Consider the following 15,686-nt stretch of genomic DNA (forward strand, 5'->3'; position numbering starts at 1 on the left):
AGAATGGAATCCTTATGACCGCGCACATACCCGGCAAGACCGAAAATCAGTCCAGCACCACACCCGACCCAGCCGGGGAGCAGCCGGAGCCGCAGCCGATTCCGGTGCTGGAAATGCCGCGGGACGGCGTGCCGCTGGTCATTGATTCCCAGCGCGGCCTCGAACGGGCCGCAGCCGCCCTGGCCGCGGGCACCGGACCGGCCGGAGTCGACGCCGAACGCGCCTCCGGATTCCGCTACGGCCAGCGAGCGTTCCTGGTCCAGATCCGCCGCGAAGGCGCAGGTACCTGGCTGATCGATCCGGAAGCCTTCGACGACCTGCGCATCATCAACGAGGCCCTGAGCGGCGTCGAATGGATCCTGCATGCCGCGACCCAGGACCTGCCCTGCCTTTCGGCACTGGGGATGTGGCCCGACAAGCTCTTCGACACCGAACTTGCGGCCCGCCTCGCCGGACTTCCCCGCGTGGGCCTGGCCGCCGTCATCGAAGCCCTGCTCGGCTTCTCGCTGGCCAAGGAACATTCGGCTGCCGACTGGTCCACCCGTCCGCTGCCCGAACCGTGGCTGCGCTACGCCGCGCTCGACGTCGAGGTCCTCGCCGAGCTGCGCGTGGAACTGATCCGGGTGCTGAAGGAAGCCGGCAAGCTGGAACTGGCCGAAGAGGAATTCGAAGCCATCCGTACCGCTCCGCCGGCACCCCCGAGGGTGGACCCCTGGCGCCGCACTTCCGGCATGCACCAGCTCCGGGACCGCCGCCAGCTGGCCGCCGTCCGCGAACTCTGGACCGAACGCGAGCACCTGGCCGAACTGCGGGACACCGCACCCGGCCGGCTGATTCCGGATTCGGCCATCGTCGCTGCCGCCCGGGCCATGCCGACGACGGTGCCGCAGCTGCTCAAGACCCCCGGTTTCCACGGCCGTGCCGCACAGAAGGAGGCACCGCGCTGGCTGCGCTGCATCTCTGCGGCGCGCTCTACCGCGGACCTGCCCCCGCTGCATATCCCGACCCATGCCCCGCCGCCTCCCCGCGTCTGGGCCAAGAATGATCCGGCTGCCGCTGCCCGACTGCAGACCGCCAAACCGCGGCTCTCCGCTCTGGCGGAGAAGCTGAACCTGCCGCTGGAGAACCTGCTCACGCCGGACCATCTGCGGCGTCTGGCCTGGCGGCCGCCTGCCGAGATCGATCTGGAGACCGTGGGCGCTGCCCTGCGCGCACTCGGTGCCCGGGAGTGGCAGATCGAGCAGACCGCTGCCGTCCTCACCGTGGCCTTCCTCGATCCGGACCCGCTGGAGGAAAGGCCGGCTGAGGACAAAGCCGCCGGTCAGCGCGGCCGCTAGCGGGTACTGCCCCGGGCCGGCTTCCCTACTGCTTCCAGGTGGTAATCCGGTGGGCCTGCTCCGGCAGCCACTGCTGCAGGGGGGCCACCAGTTCCGGGTCCACAACCACGTCAAGGTCCATCGAGGACTCCAGAATCGGCTTGATGGCATCGGGAACCCGCTGAGGACCCTTGTACAAGGGCTTCAGCATGGAAATTGCCGGCTGAACGCCTTCTGACCAGATACCCTGCAGCGTCAGCGACCACTGCGCCATCAGCAGCGGATCAGTGCCGGCATCGTGCCCCACATAGATAAACGGCTGCCTGCCTGGAACGGCCATGGCCTCGAGCTTCTCTACCGCCTTAGGGAGACGCCCGGACAGCGACTCGTCCTGGTTGAAAACAACCTCCGAGCCAAATGCCGAGCCCTTTAGTCCCTTTTCGTCCAGGCCCGTGTACGGGGCACCGAAGAAATGGCTGGCGCAGAGAGTCGCGACGACGGATGCGGCGGTGACCATGCGCCGGCTTTTGCCGTGCTGTTCGCAGCATTCGTAGAACCCGGCCTCCCTTTCCTCACTGAAAGGCACTGGTTCGTTCCGTCGCTGTTCCTGTTTCAGGTGTGGCTGCGACGCTTCGGCACCCGGCCCTGGGAGGCACGTTTCCGGGAACGCGGTGAGTTCGCCTGCCTGCTGCGGGAAGTACCCGGCGGCGGCGCAGGGCTCTCGGGCCGGTGGAAAAGCGCCGTGGTCATCCCCTATTTGCATCGGGTGAACATCACCGGGCGCGCGGCGGACCGGGCGCCGACCTCCCATGTGACGTGGGACGAACCGATCCAGGAGGGGCTGGTGCGGCTGGAGAACGTAGGTCCAGTTCAAGCACCCAAGCCTGCGCGGTTTCCGCGCGCGGGTCGATCACGAACCCCAGCCGCCGGTAGGCACGCAGGGCGACCGCGTTCCCCTTGGTGACCTTCAGCCGCGCGCTCCGGGCACCCTGTGCGCACGCCTGCTCCAGCACCAGCCCCATCAACTGCTGCGAGAGGCCCCGCCCGCGGAGCAACGGGTCAATGATGACCCGCGCAATATGCGCGTTGCCGTTCTCTACCCGAAGTTCGGCCTGACCCAGCGGTGGTGTCCGCCCGGCACACAGAACCCACGCCGTGAGTCCCGGCACGGCAGCCAGGTCCGCGAACTGCGCACCGGTTGGCGGCCAGACCATCCGGGGACCGGTGAACATCAAAAGGGCGGCGTCGTCGGGAATCCAGCTGAGGATGGTTTCCAGGTCATCCACGGTACGTCGGCGGAGGGATAGCGGTTCGGGCATGTATGGATTATTGTCAACCGCTACGGCGTCTGGAAGTGCCGCCCCACAGGAAAGCGGATCCACTATGGACGAGACAATTTACCGCACGCACGTTGCCGCCCCTCCCGGGCGGGTCTGGGCGGAATTGACTGCCACCGATATCCCGAGGGCCTGGATGTGGGACTCTGTCCTGATCGGATCGTTGGCCGAGGGCAGTTCCTATGCCTTCCATTACGACGGCGAGGACCTGATCACGGGGTCAGTCCTGGTAGTCGAGGCGCCCGTACGCCTGTCACTTACTTTCAACCCGCAGTGGGATGGAACGGTGGCACGCGAAGCCCCCGGCGTCCTCGAATACACCTTGCAACAAGCCGGAGACGGATGCGACCTGACTGTCCGCATCACCGGGCTGCACGGCGCCTCTGCCACCTCCGTGGAACACGACACACCGGGCATTTACGCCGGGCTGAAGACTCTGTTGGAAGCAATTCCCGTGGCCGGACACACCGAACCTGTGTAGGGGTTGGGTAGCCGCATCTCGGAGCGCAATAATGACGGATGCCGCTTCTCACACCGACCCCGGACATGCTCCAGGTGGGGAGGTTCACCCTCCACATCCTTACGGCTGCGGACTGGCGCCTCGAGCAGGCCTTGTCCAGGGACGACGACGTCATCCGCTGGACCCTCTTCCCGCCGGACCTCAGCGATGATCGAGCCCGCTACCGGATGAACCGGGCAGCGGAAGCACGCGGCGAGAGCCTCTTGGCGCGGTATTCGCTGCGGCAGGGTGAGGAGGTGCTGGGCACAGCGGGAATCTCCTCCACCATGGACGGCACGCCGGAGCTAATGTATGCGCTGTTGCCCTCCGGACGCGGCCGGGGCGCCGCCACTGCTGCCACCCGCGGACTCAGCGACTGGGCACTGGCCAGCGGCATCCCCGAGGTCGCCCTGCGCACTATTTACGGAAACAGCCTGAGCGAGGCGGTTGCGCGCCGGGCCGGCTTCCATCCGGTACGGACCGAGCAGCAACGCCAGCGCGGTGCGCTGGTCAAGATGCACTACTGGACCAGGTCAGCTTCGAACAGCACGCCCCTGTCGGACTAGTCGCCGGTCGAGCCGTCCAGCAGCTCGCGCAATATGTCCAGGTGCCCGCAGTGCCTGCTGGTTTCCTCAATCATATGGACCAGGACCCAGCGCACGCTCTGTCCTTTGTCTCCGCCCCGGCACCGGTCCTCCAGGCCATACCGCGCCAGCACCTCCCGCGACTGGCCGCAGGCCGCCTCATAATCGGCAAGGAGCCGGACCAGGCTGTCTGACTCGGAGACGCGGAACTCACCGTCGGGATCCTCTGCCGACCAACGGAGCGGCACCCCCTGCTGCCCGTCGATGCGGTCCTGGAACCAGAGCCGCTCGACGTCGGTCAAGTGCTGTACCAGTCCGGAAACCGTCGTGAGCGAGGGCAGCAGCTGCTTGGCGCCGTCGGCGTCGCTAAGTCCTGCCGCCTTGAGATGCACCGTGGCCCGGAAGTAGTCCAGGAAACCGATCAGGGTCTCGCGTTCACCTGCTGTCTCGAGCGGTTCCACGCGCGTGTCATTTTCCATAGGCACAATCTAATCGAGCTCTCCCCGGACCGGCCGTATTTACATAGGGGGCCGAACAGGTTACCGTAGTACTTCCTTGGTTTAGACACGGGCCTGGGTTCCTCTGTTTAGGACACTCAATGACCCAACGTCCCATTGTTTCGATTGACCTTTTCCCGGATTTTTCCGCTATGACGGACAGCACGCTCGAATCCTTGTGTGATCAGGCGTTTATCCAACTTGAAGACGGCCCAGTCGTTGAGGGGCTGCTAGCTTTCTACTTGTCGCTCCAGGCGGAGATTCAAGATCGAGAGGCCGATACCGGCCCAGGGCCGGAGCTCCCGGCGCAGCAGCAGAGCACCCCGCAGCCGGTTTCGGTCTAGACCGCCCCCCCAGCCTTCCCCGGGCATGGTTTTCCGGCTGTAACAGCAGCCTCTGAACACAAAACGTCCCGGCACCCAACGCGTATGCGTCGAGTGCCGGGACGGCTTAGTTAATGGCGCGGGCCTAGCGGCGTACCTGGTTGCCCTTGCCGCGGCCGGCAACACCCTCGGCGACGCCGATCAGCAGGACGGCGGCGACAACGGACACGATGAAGCCAAGGATGTTGAGCTCCCAAATGTCGCCGGTGCCCAGCAGGCTGGCGATGACTCCGCCGACGACGGAGCCGACGAGGCCGAGAAGGAGGGTCGCAACAATTCCCAGGTTCTGCCGGCCCGGCTTGATCAGCCGCGCGAGGGCTCCGATAACAAGCCCTGCAATGATGAATCCGATCATGGTTCTGGTCCCTTCGTAGCGGTACATGCAACGGAGGCGGGAACTCCCGCAAATCCGTTCTGCCATCAATCTTAGACAAGACCCACAGGATTTCCTAAGCGTACTGTCTATTTCCGCCCGGCGTCCGGCTATTCGAAGACAGGCACCCCGTTGCGTACCAGTCGCCAGTTGTTCTCCGCGAAATCAGCCGGATCCACCGTCCCCTGGGCCACCACATAGTCGATGAGCAGCTGGCGGATTTCCGTCTGCTGGTTCACCAGCACCGGAGCCGTGGAAATGTGCGGGAAGTTCCCGCCGCCGGACTGCCGGTAGTTGTTGGTTGCCACGGCAAACCGTTGGGCCGGATCCACCGGAGTCCCGTTGAAGCTCAGGTTGACGATGCGCTCCCCCACCGGGCGGCTGATATCGATGTCGTAGTCGACGCCGGACATCATGTCGTAGTTGTAGTCGGGGGTGCCGCCGGCGTTGGTCAGGGTGGCGGGTTCCACCGGGGCGCCGGGGGCGGTCTGGGCGAAGTACTTCGCCGAGTACTCCAGGTACTCCTTGACCTGGGCGCCGGTCATTTCCACGCCGAACAGGGTGTTCGGGAAGACGTACAAACCGGCAAGGTCCCGGATGGTGACCGGACCGGCGGGGATTTCCGCGGTGCGGCTGAAGGGTGCCACCAACGAGAGCACCGGCAGGTCGGCGTTGGGGCCGCCGTCGAGCGCCCGGTCCACCGCCTGGGCCTGGACGGAATTCACGAAGTCCATCACGACCGTGTCGCGGTACCGGGACTCCTCCGCGGGCATCGACTCGGTGGCGTTGCCGACGGGCGTGTTCACGTAGTCGATCACGCGCTGATGCTGTTCGGCCACCAGCTTGGAGACCACGGGGTCCGCCTCGACGGTGTTGGCGTTCAACAGGGACGCTGACGCCGAGGTCACGTCCCACTGCCCGCGCACCTTCGTCAGTTCGAAGTCCATTACGGACAGGCGCATGCCCCAGTTCAGCGGCTCGGTCAGAAGGACCTTCTCGCCGGTGGTCTTGTTGGCCACGAAGCGTTCCGGGATTTCCTGATGGGCATGCCCCACCAGGATGGCGTCGATGCCGGGCACGGTTTCCGCCAGCTGGGTGGAGGCGTTTTCCAGCGGCAGATCGTCGCCGTAGGAGGAGGTGCCGGAGGTTCCCGAGTGGGAGCTGACCACCACCACGTCGGCGCCTCGGGCCTTCATTTCCGGAACGTATTTCTGTGCCTGCTCCACGATGCCGGGGAATTCGAGCTTCCCGTCAACGTTGTTCTTGTCCCAAATGGCAACCCCCGGATTGGTGAGTCCCAGAATCCCGACCTTCACGGGCTTGTTGCCCTTGGTCTTGACTGTCTTGATGATGTACGGGGTGAAGGCGGGTTTGTCCGTTGCTGCGTCGACTGCGTTTGCGCCGAGCAGCGGGAAGTCCAGCTGGCCTTCAAACTCGCGCAGCAATTCGAGGCCGTAGTTGAATTCATGGTTGCCCAGCGCCGCGGCGTCATAGTCCATCGAATTCATTGCCGCAGCCATGGGATGGATTTCCCCGGTTTCGGTAATCGGTTCCGTGTTGGCGAAATAGTCCGTCAGGGAGGTGCCCTGGATGGTGTCGCCGGCATCTATCAGCATGGTGGATTCCACACCGCGGTCTGCGCGTACGGAGTCCACCAGCGTGGAGACCTTAGCCAATCCGACGTCGTTGTGGGCGTCGTCGTCGTATTCGCCGTCCTTGAAATAGTCCCAGTTCTCGACATAGCCATGCATGTCGGAGGTTCCCATAACCGTGACACTGGTTTTCTGGTCCTTGCCGGCATGCTCAGGCGGCGCGGCTGCTGCGGGTGTCATCGACACGAGTGTAACTGCCACGGCCGCGGTGACTGCGGTGGCAGCACCCCGGCGACGGGCGGATGAATGCATCAATCTAAACAACTCCTCATAGTGCGTGTAAATGTCCCCTTAGGAGCCCTTACAGGTAAAAGTTCCATTCCGGAAGACCCGGGCGTTCTTTTGCTTCCACTTCTCACCAAATAGAAAAACACCGGTCAGTCTTGCCCAACAGGCGACATTCAAAACGTAACGTAATCAGACCTCACTCACACGCTGCACTAAGGGGAAGCCTTGAATAACGAAAACAGGCACCGGAGTTTCCGGTGCGCATTGGTGTTGGCCATCGGCAGTGCCGTTGTTCTCTCCCCGGTGGCGGACGTAGCCGCCCCGGCCAAACCGGCGCCGGCGCCCAGTGGATTCTCCGCCGCGCCGGGTTCGGACGGGAACGCCGCCAAAGCCGACGACCGTTCCGATCCGGCAGCCGACGAACGCCGCCAACTGAACCAGCAGGCCATTGAAAAAGTCCTCCGCTCAGAAGCGCCCGTGCAGACGCGCGGCGGGTCAAAAGCCGTGCAGGTGGCCCCCGGCCAGTGGGCAGAGTACGGGTTGGAGGACAGCGACCAGATCCTGTCCTTCCTGATCGACTTCGGCGACCAAGTGGATCCGCGTTTCCAGGCCGCGCCCGCCGGCCCGCAGCACAACCAGATTCCGGAACCGAACCGCGCGGTGGACAACTCGACGTACTGGGAGCCGGACTTCGACCGGCAGCACTATCTCGATATGTTCTTCCATCCGCAGGAAGAATCCTTGAAAACCCTCTATGAGGAGATGTCCAGCGGCCGCTACACGGTCGACGGCGATGTCAGCGACTGGGTTACGGTCCCCTACAACTCCGCCAGCTACGGGGAGACGGAGAGCCAGCAGGACATGACCCGCTTCGTGCAGGACGCCGCCGATGCCTGGTACGACGCGCAGATTGCTGCCGGAAAGAGCCCCGCGGATATCGACGCCTACCTGGCAGGGTTCGATCAGTGGGACCGCTACGACTACAACAACAACGGCAACTTCGATGAGCCCGACGGCTACATCGACCACTTCCAGGCCATCCATGCAGGCGAGGGCGAGGAGGCCGGCGCTCCGACGTCGACCATCTGGTCACACCGCTGGTCAGTGGGCCAGGCCGGCGCCGGCACGCAGGGACCCGCGACCAACCCGTTCGGCGGTATCCGGATCGGCGATTCAAAGGTCTGGATCCGCGACTACACCACGGAACCGGAAAACGGCGGGCTCGGTGTGTTTGCACACGAGTACGCCCATGACCTCGGACTTCCGGATCTCTACGACACCAGCGGCGGCGAAAACAGCACCGGATTCTGGACGCTCATGAGCTCCGGTTCCTGGCTGGGCCACGGCAACGGAACAATCGGCACCACACCGAACCACATGGGCGCCTGGGAAAAGCTGCAGCTCGGCTGGCTGGACTACGACACCGCGGCCGCCGGCACAAAGTCCACCCACAAGCTCGGCCCGGCCTTCCACGCGACCAAGAAACAGCAGGCCCTGGTGGTCACGCTGCCCCGGGATGCCGCCGGAAACGGCCGTTACTACATTGCCGAAAACCGGCAGTACATGGGTTATGACGACACACTGCGGACCGGCCCGTACAACTTCGGCTGGGCGGTCAGCGCCCCGGACCGGGTGGAACACTATCCGTACCAGGACGGCCTGCTGGTCACGTACTGGAACGCGGGACAGCGGAACAACAACACCCGTCAGCACCCGGGTTCGGGCCTGATCCTTCCGGTTGACTCGCATCCGCAGACCCTCAGGTTCTCCGACGGCACCATCGCCCGCAACCGCATCCAGAGCTTCGATGCCACATTCGGCAAGGAAGCCACGGATCCGATTCTCCTGCACCGGGAAACCGCAACCGGGATGACCACCCTGCAGGCACCGTCCCGTCCCGGCGTACCGGTATTCGATGACACCAATCCGAATGCCTACTACGATCCCGCGAACCCGCAGGCGAGCGTGGTGGTGGCAGGAACGGGCACGAAGATCACCGTGGTGAACAGTAATCCGAAGGGCATGATGACGGTGCGGGTGAATTAGTTCACCCCTGGCTGGTTCCAGCGGCTTGGCCCGCCTACGGGCCTGGCTCCGGCGGCAACGAAATTCCAGAGCTCGCAGAGCTCGCTTGGAATATTAAAGCCGCCTCCGCCAGACCCCTACGGCGGGACTCCCAGCGTCACCGCACGATCGAAAAGGCAGGGCCTCGGTACATTCGAGGCCCTGCCTTTTCCTTGTTGCCGTCGTCCCTAATCGTTATGCCCCAGTTGGTGGGGAGTCGTCCCAGAATTCTTCGCCATCGGCGTCGAGATCGCCGGTTGGGGTGAGGCCCAGGTGGCGGGCGACGGAGGATGAGGCAGTGTTTTCCGGATGGATGGATGCCGTGATTCGGATCCGTGGTTGTTGGTGCCGCAGCCAGGTGACCATTGCATGGGCGGCCTCGGTGGCAGCGCCCCTCCCCTGGAACGCCTCGCCCACCACCCACGCAACGTCCGACGTCGGTCCGTCCGCCTCCACTGTGGCCTGGACAAATCCGATGCTTCTGCCCTGTTCACGGATAATCCAGTTGAGCCAGATCTGGCGGCCGTCCCGAGATGATCCAACCGATTGGGCGGCATACCGGTTCGCCAGCTCCTGCGCTGTCGGTGCTTGACCGCCGATGTATTTGTAGATGGCTGTGCCGGCCAGCACCTTCGTCATTTCCGCAGCGTGGTGCACTCCCAAAGGTTCCAGCGTGAAGCGGTCAGTGGTGATCAGCTCGGCCCGGAGGATACCCGTCATCGCTCCCGCCTAAAGGATCCGCTGGAAGAGCAGGTGGTCCCGCCACTCTCCGGCAATTCGAAGGTAGTCAGGTGCCATGCCGATCCGCTCAAACCCGGAGCGGGCCAGGACTTTCTGCGACGCAGCGTTGTCCTGCAGGGTTGCTGCCTGGATCCGGTGCAGCCCCAGCTGGCTTCGGCCCAGTTCGATGACTGACGCCACCGCTGCGGTGCCGATCCCCCGTCCGGCGTAGTCGCCGTCAACCCAGTAGCCGAGGTTGGCCGATTGGAAGGGACCGCCGACGATCCCGGTGAGGGTGATGGTTCCGATGATCCGCTCCTGATGGACCAGGACCCAGGGAACCTCCGTACCCGCTGCATGCTGGACCAGCTTCGACCGGATGACCGAGCGTTGGCCGGCCGGGGTGAAGAACGAGTCTTCCCGGAGCGGTTCAAAGGGCGCCAGATAACTCCGGTTCCGCTGATAGGCGGCGGCGAGCGCTTCGGCGTCGGTTAGGTCCGCAATCTGAAGCCGGACGCCGTGCAGCAGCTGCGTGGCGGGGAACTGGTCGCTAAGCACACTTCAGCGTAGCTCCCGTGTTCCTGGTCACTGCGTAAAGCGCATACCGCCGCGAGTCGCCTCTGGACCTCCGGCAGGCGCAACGCCAGGACTACCCGGACGCAGTGCCCAGGTTCCGGAGTCCCGAGGCCAGGACTTCCGTCAGCAGCCCGGCGTAGGCGAGGTGATTACCTGTTTGGCTCTATCAGTCCATACGCCGAAGGACACCCCGCATGAATCTTGGAACGTTGCGAACCAGCGGTCATCGCCGCCGAGGTCAGTTCTGCTTCGTTCGACTTGGCCGCCGAGCTCTCGGACTCGTGAGAGGAAGCCTTCAAGGTCATCAGTTTCGAAATAGACCCTTGTTCCGGCCGTAGGCGCTGTTCCTTCGGTTGCGCGCTGAAGACCGCCGATTCCCGACTCGCCGCTTCTGATGATCCAGTAGCTCGCGTCGAGCTCTGAATCCTCGAACGCGGGGGCGAACGTCCAACCTTGGAGATCGCAATGGAACGACATGAACTTCTCGGGGACCTCGGTCTCGACTTCCCACCAGACGATGTTCACCATGGGGGAATGCTAGCGGACGCCAGCCTCCGTCCACGGGAGTGGCAACAGTTTCCCACGCGGCCAACTCGCAGGTTGGTGTGGAAGGCTGGCCCCATGAACAGGACGGAACGGATTCCAGCATGGCTGCGCCGCACCGGCATTGAGGTGGCCGGATGGTCTCTGGTGATTCTGGGCGTGGCTGCCCTGGTGCTCCCCGGGCCGGGGCTGCTCATGGTGGTGGCCGGTCTCGCCGTCCTGTCCCTGCGTTATGCGTGGGCCCACCGCTGGCTGCACCCGGTGAAAGAGCGTGCTTTCCGTGCGGCCGCACAGGGGGTGCAGACCACCCCGCGGATTGCCGTTGCTGTCAGCGGTGGACTGGCAGTCATGGCCGCCGGCGTCATCTGGGGGCTCTGGCGGCAGGTGCCGCACTGGTGGCCGCTGCAGGATTCCTGGTGGCTGCCCGGCGGGTGGGTGACAGGTGGAACCCTGATTGCGTCGGGCGTCATAGGCCTGGCCCTGATTGTTTACAGCTATGTGCGCTTCCGCCATTCGGGGTCATCCCGTAAGTAGGCCCTCGAGGCCGGGGGCACCCCCGTTCAGCGGAACCGGTCCAGGGACTTGGCAAAGGCGACCGGGAGCGCGGCCAGCCCGGCCAGCAGTGCCCACAGCCAGAGCACCGGCCCGGTGCCCGCTGCCGCTGCCGCCGTCCCGGCAAGCAGTGCAGCCACGGGCATCACCCCGAGGGTCAGCGTCCGTTGTGCAGCGCCCACCGTAGCCAGCTCAGTCTGCGGGACCGTCCGGGGCAGCACTTCCGCCCCCGCGACACCGGACAGGGCCACCAGGAAGCCCCAGGCCAGGGTTGAACCTGCCATCCACACCAGATCCGGTCCGGGAAGGACCGAACAGAAGACTGCCAGCAGGACGGCGGGCACCGAGAGCAGGGCGGCACCTACCCTGAGCGCTCTCAGACCCAACCGGCCGCTGAGGTACGGCGCGGCCGCGGCACCGGAAACGGCTCCGAGAGCGGACAGCACACCCAGTGCCGCAAAGGCCGACGGCGCAACAGCCAGGTCGCGCAGCAGATAGACCGGCAGGACAGTGTTGCCGACCATGGCACCGGCATTCGTCAGGCAGGCCGACAGGGTCAGCGCCCGCAGCGCAGGGGTGCGCCTCAGCGTGGCGAATCCACGGCGGGCCAGCACCCGTGCAGGGCGCCCGGGAACCGGTGCAGCCGCAGGCAACCGGATTCCGTGTTGAAGCAGCCAGGACGAGGCGTAGGCCGCAGCGCCGGTGAGGAGCAGCACCGGCATCCCCATCATGCCCAGAACGGTGCCCGCGGCAGCAGCCCCGCCGGCCGTCGTCGTCTGGTTGACCATGGCCAGCCGAGAGTAGGCGCGCTTCATTCCCTGCGGTCCCGACACCACCGGCACAACGGTGGAATGGGCGGTAGTGAACAGGAGGTCCGAAATGCCGATCAGCACGGCCGCGGCGAACAACCCGATTCCTGAGAGCCACCCCTGCCAGACACCGCCGGCGAGGAACAGCAGGACTCCGCACCGCAGCAGGGAAGCTGCACCCATCGCAAGCAGCGGTTTGCCGATGCGGTCCACGGCCACTCCGGCACCCACACCCAGCAGCAGGAAGGCCGCAATTCCGGTGGCGTTGAGAATACCCACGAATCCGGGTCCCAGACCCAGCACCGCAACCGCAAGGATGGGCAGGACCGTGCGGGTCAGGGCGTCCGCGAACCCCTCCGCCGCGGCGGTGGACCCGAGGAAGCGGAAGGAACGTCCGCCCCGGACCCGGATCGTCGCCGATTCCGGAAGTTGTTCAGTTGCCACGCGGCTCCCCCTCGTTAACGTCAGGTAATGCCTGACATCCTGTCAGGGGTTACCTGACAGCACAAGAGGACGGGTTCGACGGATGGCTGGCTAGACTGGGGCCATGCCTTCTGAGCTGAGCGGCACGGACCGTGATCACCGGGGAAACGAGCCCTTCATGTGTTCGTTCTGTCTGCGGCCGCGGCAGGAAACCGGAGTATTGGCGGCGGCCCCCACTGCCGCCATCTGCCGGGACTGCGCGGAAGGGGCCCTGAAACTGCTGGAGGCCCCCCGCCGTGCGGATCCCGATCCGCTTCCGGCCACTCCTTGGGAGGCGCTGAGCAATGACGAGTTGCTGGAACGGCTCCCCCGGGTGGCGCAGGCACGGGACCAGGTGGAGGAGCATCTTCGGCGCTGGGTGGCAGCGGCCCGGGACAGGAACATCAGCTGGGCCGTCATCGGCACGTCGCTGGGGATGTCCCGCCAATCCGCATGGGAACGTTTCCGCACCGCGCCTTAGGCCCGCGTTCCATACGGACCTAAGGCTTGCACGGGCAACTCACGGGAGCAGCTTGAGAGCGGCCGACAGGTAGGGTGCCGTCCGGCTGGCGTCGCACGCCGCGACGTCGTCGGCGGTGCCGGCGCAGATGATCCGGCCGCCTTCCTCGCCGCCGGAGGGGCCCATGTCGATGACCCAGTCCGCGGATGCCACCACATTCATGGAGTGCTCCACCACCACCACGGTGTTGCCGGCGTCCACCAGCCGGTTCAACTGGCGCAGCAGCAGCTGCACATCCTGCGGGTGCAGGCCGGTGGTCGGCTCGTCGAGCAGGAACAGCGTGTGACCGCGGCGGGCGCGCTGCAGTTCGGTGGCGAGCTTGATCCGCTGCGCTTCGCCGCCGGAGAGTTCGGTGGCGGGCTGGCCAAGGCGCAGGTAGCCCAGCCCGACGTCGAGCAGCGTCCGCAGGCTCCGGGCTGCCGCGGGGACGTCAGCCAGGAACTCGGCGGCGGTTTCCACCCGCATCGCCAGCACGTCGGCGATGCTCTTGCCGCGGTAGGTGACCTGCAGGGTTTCCTCGTTGTAGCGGGCGCCGTGGCAGACCGGGCAGGGACCGTAGGTGCCGGGCAGGAACAGCAGTTCGACGGCGAGGAAGCCTTCGCCCTGGCACGTCTCGCAGCGTCCGCCCGCTACGTTGAAGGAGAAGCGTCCGGCGTTGTAGCCGCGGGCACGGGCTTCCTCGGTGCCGGCGTAAAGTTTCCGCACCGCGTCGAAGAGTCCGGTGTAGGTGGCCAGGTTCGAGCGCGGAGTGCGGCCGATGGGCCGCTGGTCCACCCGTACCAGCCGGTCCAGATGCTCCAGTCCGGCGATGCTGCGCACGTGCGCACCCGGATCATGTTCTTCAGCCGCTTCCGGGTCCTCGGGTTCGGTCGGCACGCCGTTTACCTGGCGGCCCACCGTTTCGGCCAGGACCTGGCTGACCAGGGTGGATTTGCCGGAGCCGGAGACCCCGGTAACCGCGGTGAACACGCCGAGCGGAATCTCGGCGTCCAATCCGCGCAGGTTGTGCCGCGTGATCCCCTTCAGGCTCAGCCACCGGTCCGGCGTGCGGCGGGCCGGCTTTGCGGTTTCGGCCTCCCCGAACAGGAACGGACGGGTGGCGCTCTCCTCAACTTCCGCCAGTCCGTCCACGGGGCCGCTGTAGAGCACGGTTCCGCCGCCGTCGCCGGCCTGCGGACCTACGTCCACAATCCATTCGGCGCTGCGCACCACGTCCATGTTGTGCTCGACGACGAACACCGAGTTGCCGGCGTCCTTGAGTTCCTGCAGTACGGTCAGCAGCGGCTCTGCGTCGGCAGGGTGCAGTCCCGCGGAGGGCTCGTCCAGGACGTAGATGACCCCGAAGAGGCCCGAGCGCAGCTGGGTGGCGATCCGCAGTCGCTGCATTTCGCCGGGCGAAAGTGTGGGAGTGGCGCGGGAAAGGCTGAGATAGCCGAGGCCCAGCCCGATCAGCACCTCCAACCGGCCCAGCAGGTCCCGTGTGATGGTCACGGCAACCTCGGTGTCTTCATTGGAAGCCGCCGCACGGGAGGCGGTGCCCGCGGACTTCAGTTCCGCCGTCGGCCGGATGATTTCGGCCAGCTCCGCCAGCGTGGCGCCGTTCAACTCGGCAATGTTCCGGCCGGCGAACGTGACGGCGAGCGCCTCGGGACGCAGGCCTGCTCCGCCGCAGACCGGGCAGGGACCGGACACCATGTAGGCCAGGACCCGTTCGCGCATCTGGGCGCTGCCGGAATCCGCCAGGGTGTGCATAACGTAGCTCTTGGCGCTCCAGAACCGCCCCTTGTACGGTTTTGCCACACGGTCGCGCTGCGGGGTGATCATAACTACCGGCTGTTCTTCGGTGAACAGGATCCAGTCGCGGTCCTTCTTCGGCAACCGATTCCAGGGCACGTCGACGTCGTAACCGAGCTGGATGAGGATGTCCCGCAGGTTCTTGCCCTGCCAGGCGCCGGGCCAGGCGGCTATCGCGCCGTCCCGGATGCTGAGGCTGGGGTCCGGAACCAGGGAGTCCTCGGTGACGGTGTGCGCAATGCCCAGTCCGGAGCACTCCCGGCAGGCACCGGCCGCCGTGTTGGGCGAGAAGGCGTCGGAGTCGAGGCTGCCGGGTTCCGCGTTTGCCGGATACGTGCCGCCGCGGGAGAACAGCATGCGCATCGAGTTGGAGAGCGTGGTGAGGGTGCCCACGGTCGAACGCGAGCTGGGCGCTCCGCGGCGCTGCTGCAGGGCGACGGCGGGCGGCAGCCCGGCGATTTCCTCCACCTTGGGGTTGTGCCCCTGGGAGAGCAGGCGGCGCGCGTAGGGGGCCACCGACTCGAAGTAGCGCCGCTGCGCCTCGGCGTAGATGGTGCCGAAGGCCAGGGAGGACTTACCTGAACCTGAAACGCCGGTGAAGGCGACAATCGCGTCGCGGGGGATGTCGACGTCGACATTGCGGAGGTTGTTTTCCTGCGCACCGCGCACACGCACCATGCCGCTGGCATGCATATTCTGGGCAGATTCCGGGGAAGTTTTCGCGCTACTCATCGTCTTTAGGTTACCGAGGCTTCTCCCCCGGAACTAAACCCTAAG

Annotated in this window: 17 protein-coding genes; 7 read left to right on the forward strand and 10 right to left on the reverse strand. The window is 65.6% G+C overall.

Translation table 11 applies throughout. The features are described 5' to 3' along the window. Positions 1-14 precede the first annotated feature (14 nt). The gene (locus tag LOC56_RS10415; RefSeq protein WP_229952183.1) at positions 15-1,337 is read left to right on the forward strand and encodes an HRDC domain-containing protein; all 1,323 of its coding nucleotides are present in this window, start codon (positions 15-17) and stop codon (positions 1,335-1,337) included. A gap of 25 nt (positions 1,338-1,362) precedes the next feature. On the opposite strand, the gene LOC56_RS10420 is transcribed toward LOC56_RS10415, so the two are convergent. Continuing rightward, entirely contained in the window at positions 1,363-1,902 is a 540-nt protein-coding gene (locus LOC56_RS10420; protein WP_229952184.1) for a hypothetical protein, read from the reverse strand. 187 nt (positions 1,903-2,089) lie between these two features. Continuing rightward, complete coding sequence (locus LOC56_RS10425) at positions 2,090-2,635, reverse strand: GNAT family N-acetyltransferase (protein WP_229952185.1); 546 nt, start codon at positions 2,633-2,635, stop codon at positions 2,090-2,092. Between the two features lie 64 nt (positions 2,636-2,699). Between LOC56_RS10425 and LOC56_RS10430 the strand changes: the two genes are divergently transcribed. Both LOC56_RS10430 and LOC56_RS10435 read left to right on the forward strand, forming a co-directional pair. Next, on the forward strand, positions 2,700-3,134 hold the full coding sequence (locus tag LOC56_RS10430) for an SRPBCC domain-containing protein (protein WP_229952186.1): 435 nt from the start codon (positions 2,700-2,702) through the stop codon (positions 3,132-3,134). Between the two features lie 38 nt (positions 3,135-3,172). Further along, complete coding sequence (locus tag LOC56_RS10435; protein ID WP_229952187.1) at positions 3,173-3,718, forward strand: GNAT family N-acetyltransferase; 546 nt, start codon at positions 3,173-3,175, stop codon at positions 3,716-3,718. Here the strand turns inward: LOC56_RS10435 and LOC56_RS10440 are convergent. Further along, positions 3,715-4,215 (reverse strand): DinB family protein, encoded by a 501-nt coding sequence (locus LOC56_RS10440; RefSeq protein WP_229952188.1) that lies wholly within the window; start codon positions 4,213-4,215, stop codon positions 3,715-3,717. The two genes, LOC56_RS10435 and LOC56_RS10440, sit on opposite strands and share 4 nt — an antisense overlap. A 119-nt stretch (positions 4,216-4,334) precedes the next feature. On the opposite strand from LOC56_RS10440, the gene LOC56_RS10445 reads away from it, so the two are divergent. After that, positions 4,335-4,577, forward strand: coding sequence for a hypothetical protein (locus LOC56_RS10445; RefSeq protein ID WP_229952189.1), 243 nt, complete (start codon positions 4,335-4,337; stop codon positions 4,575-4,577). Positions 4,578-4,701: 124 nt separating this feature from the next. On the opposite strand, the gene LOC56_RS10450 is transcribed toward LOC56_RS10445, so the two are convergent. Continuing rightward, entirely contained in the window at positions 4,702-4,971 is a 270-nt protein-coding gene (locus LOC56_RS10450) for a GlsB/YeaQ/YmgE family stress response membrane protein (RefSeq protein ID WP_229952190.1), read from the reverse strand. Between the two features lie 128 nt (positions 4,972-5,099). Next, complete coding sequence (locus tag LOC56_RS10455) at positions 5,100-6,821, reverse strand: bifunctional metallophosphatase/5'-nucleotidase (protein ID WP_229952191.1); 1,722 nt, start codon at positions 6,819-6,821, stop codon at positions 5,100-5,102. Between the two features lie 273 nt (positions 6,822-7,094). On the opposite strand from LOC56_RS10455, the gene LOC56_RS10460 reads away from it, so the two are divergent. Continuing rightward, complete coding sequence (locus LOC56_RS10460; RefSeq protein WP_229952192.1) at positions 7,095-8,915, forward strand: immune inhibitor A domain-containing protein; 1,821 nt, start codon at positions 7,095-7,097, stop codon at positions 8,913-8,915. A gap of 213 nt (positions 8,916-9,128) precedes the next feature. Here LOC56_RS10460 and LOC56_RS10465 read toward each other — a convergent pair whose 3' ends face one another. The 3 genes from LOC56_RS10465 to LOC56_RS10475 form a co-directional block, all read right to left on the reverse strand. Next, positions 9,129-9,653, reverse strand: a complete 525-nt coding sequence (locus tag LOC56_RS10465) for a GNAT family N-acetyltransferase (protein ID WP_229952193.1) — start codon at positions 9,651-9,653, stop codon at positions 9,129-9,131. A 9-nt stretch (positions 9,654-9,662) separates the two neighbouring features. Continuing rightward, positions 9,663-10,211, reverse strand: coding sequence for a GNAT family N-acetyltransferase (locus LOC56_RS10470; RefSeq protein WP_229952194.1), 549 nt, complete (start codon positions 10,209-10,211; stop codon positions 9,663-9,665). Between the two features lie 141 nt (positions 10,212-10,352). Beyond that, positions 10,353-10,757: a VOC family protein gene (locus LOC56_RS10475; protein ID WP_229952195.1), complete on the reverse strand. Its 405-nt coding sequence runs from the start codon at positions 10,755-10,757 to the stop codon at positions 10,353-10,355. 93 nt (positions 10,758-10,850) lie between these two features. On the opposite strand from LOC56_RS10475, the gene LOC56_RS10480 reads away from it, so the two are divergent. Continuing rightward, the gene (locus LOC56_RS10480; protein ID WP_229952196.1) at positions 10,851-11,306 is read left to right on the forward strand and encodes a PGPGW domain-containing protein; all 456 of its coding nucleotides are present in this window, start codon (positions 10,851-10,853) and stop codon (positions 11,304-11,306) included. 26 nt (positions 11,307-11,332) lie between these two features. Here LOC56_RS10480 and LOC56_RS10485 read toward each other — a convergent pair whose 3' ends face one another. Further along, positions 11,333-12,577, reverse strand: coding sequence for an MFS transporter (locus tag LOC56_RS10485; protein WP_229952197.1), 1,245 nt, complete (start codon positions 12,575-12,577; stop codon positions 11,333-11,335). A 103-nt stretch (positions 12,578-12,680) separates the two neighbouring features. Between LOC56_RS10485 and LOC56_RS10490 the strand changes: the two genes are divergently transcribed. Continuing rightward, entirely contained in the window at positions 12,681-13,076 is a 396-nt protein-coding gene (locus LOC56_RS10490; protein WP_229952198.1) for a ClpX C4-type zinc finger protein, read from the forward strand. Positions 13,077-13,115: 39 nt separating this feature from the next. Here the strand turns inward: LOC56_RS10490 and uvrA are convergent, their stop codons facing one another. Further along, complete coding sequence (gene uvrA / locus LOC56_RS10495) at positions 13,116-15,641, reverse strand: excinuclease ABC subunit UvrA (protein WP_229952199.1); 2,526 nt, start codon at positions 15,639-15,641, stop codon at positions 13,116-13,118. Positions 15,642-15,686 lie beyond the last annotated feature (45 nt).

The organism is Arthrobacter sp. zg-Y179 (assembly GCF_020907345.1).
Lineage (GTDB): Bacteria > Actinomycetota > Actinomycetes > Actinomycetales > Micrococcaceae > Arthrobacter_B > Arthrobacter_B jinronghuae.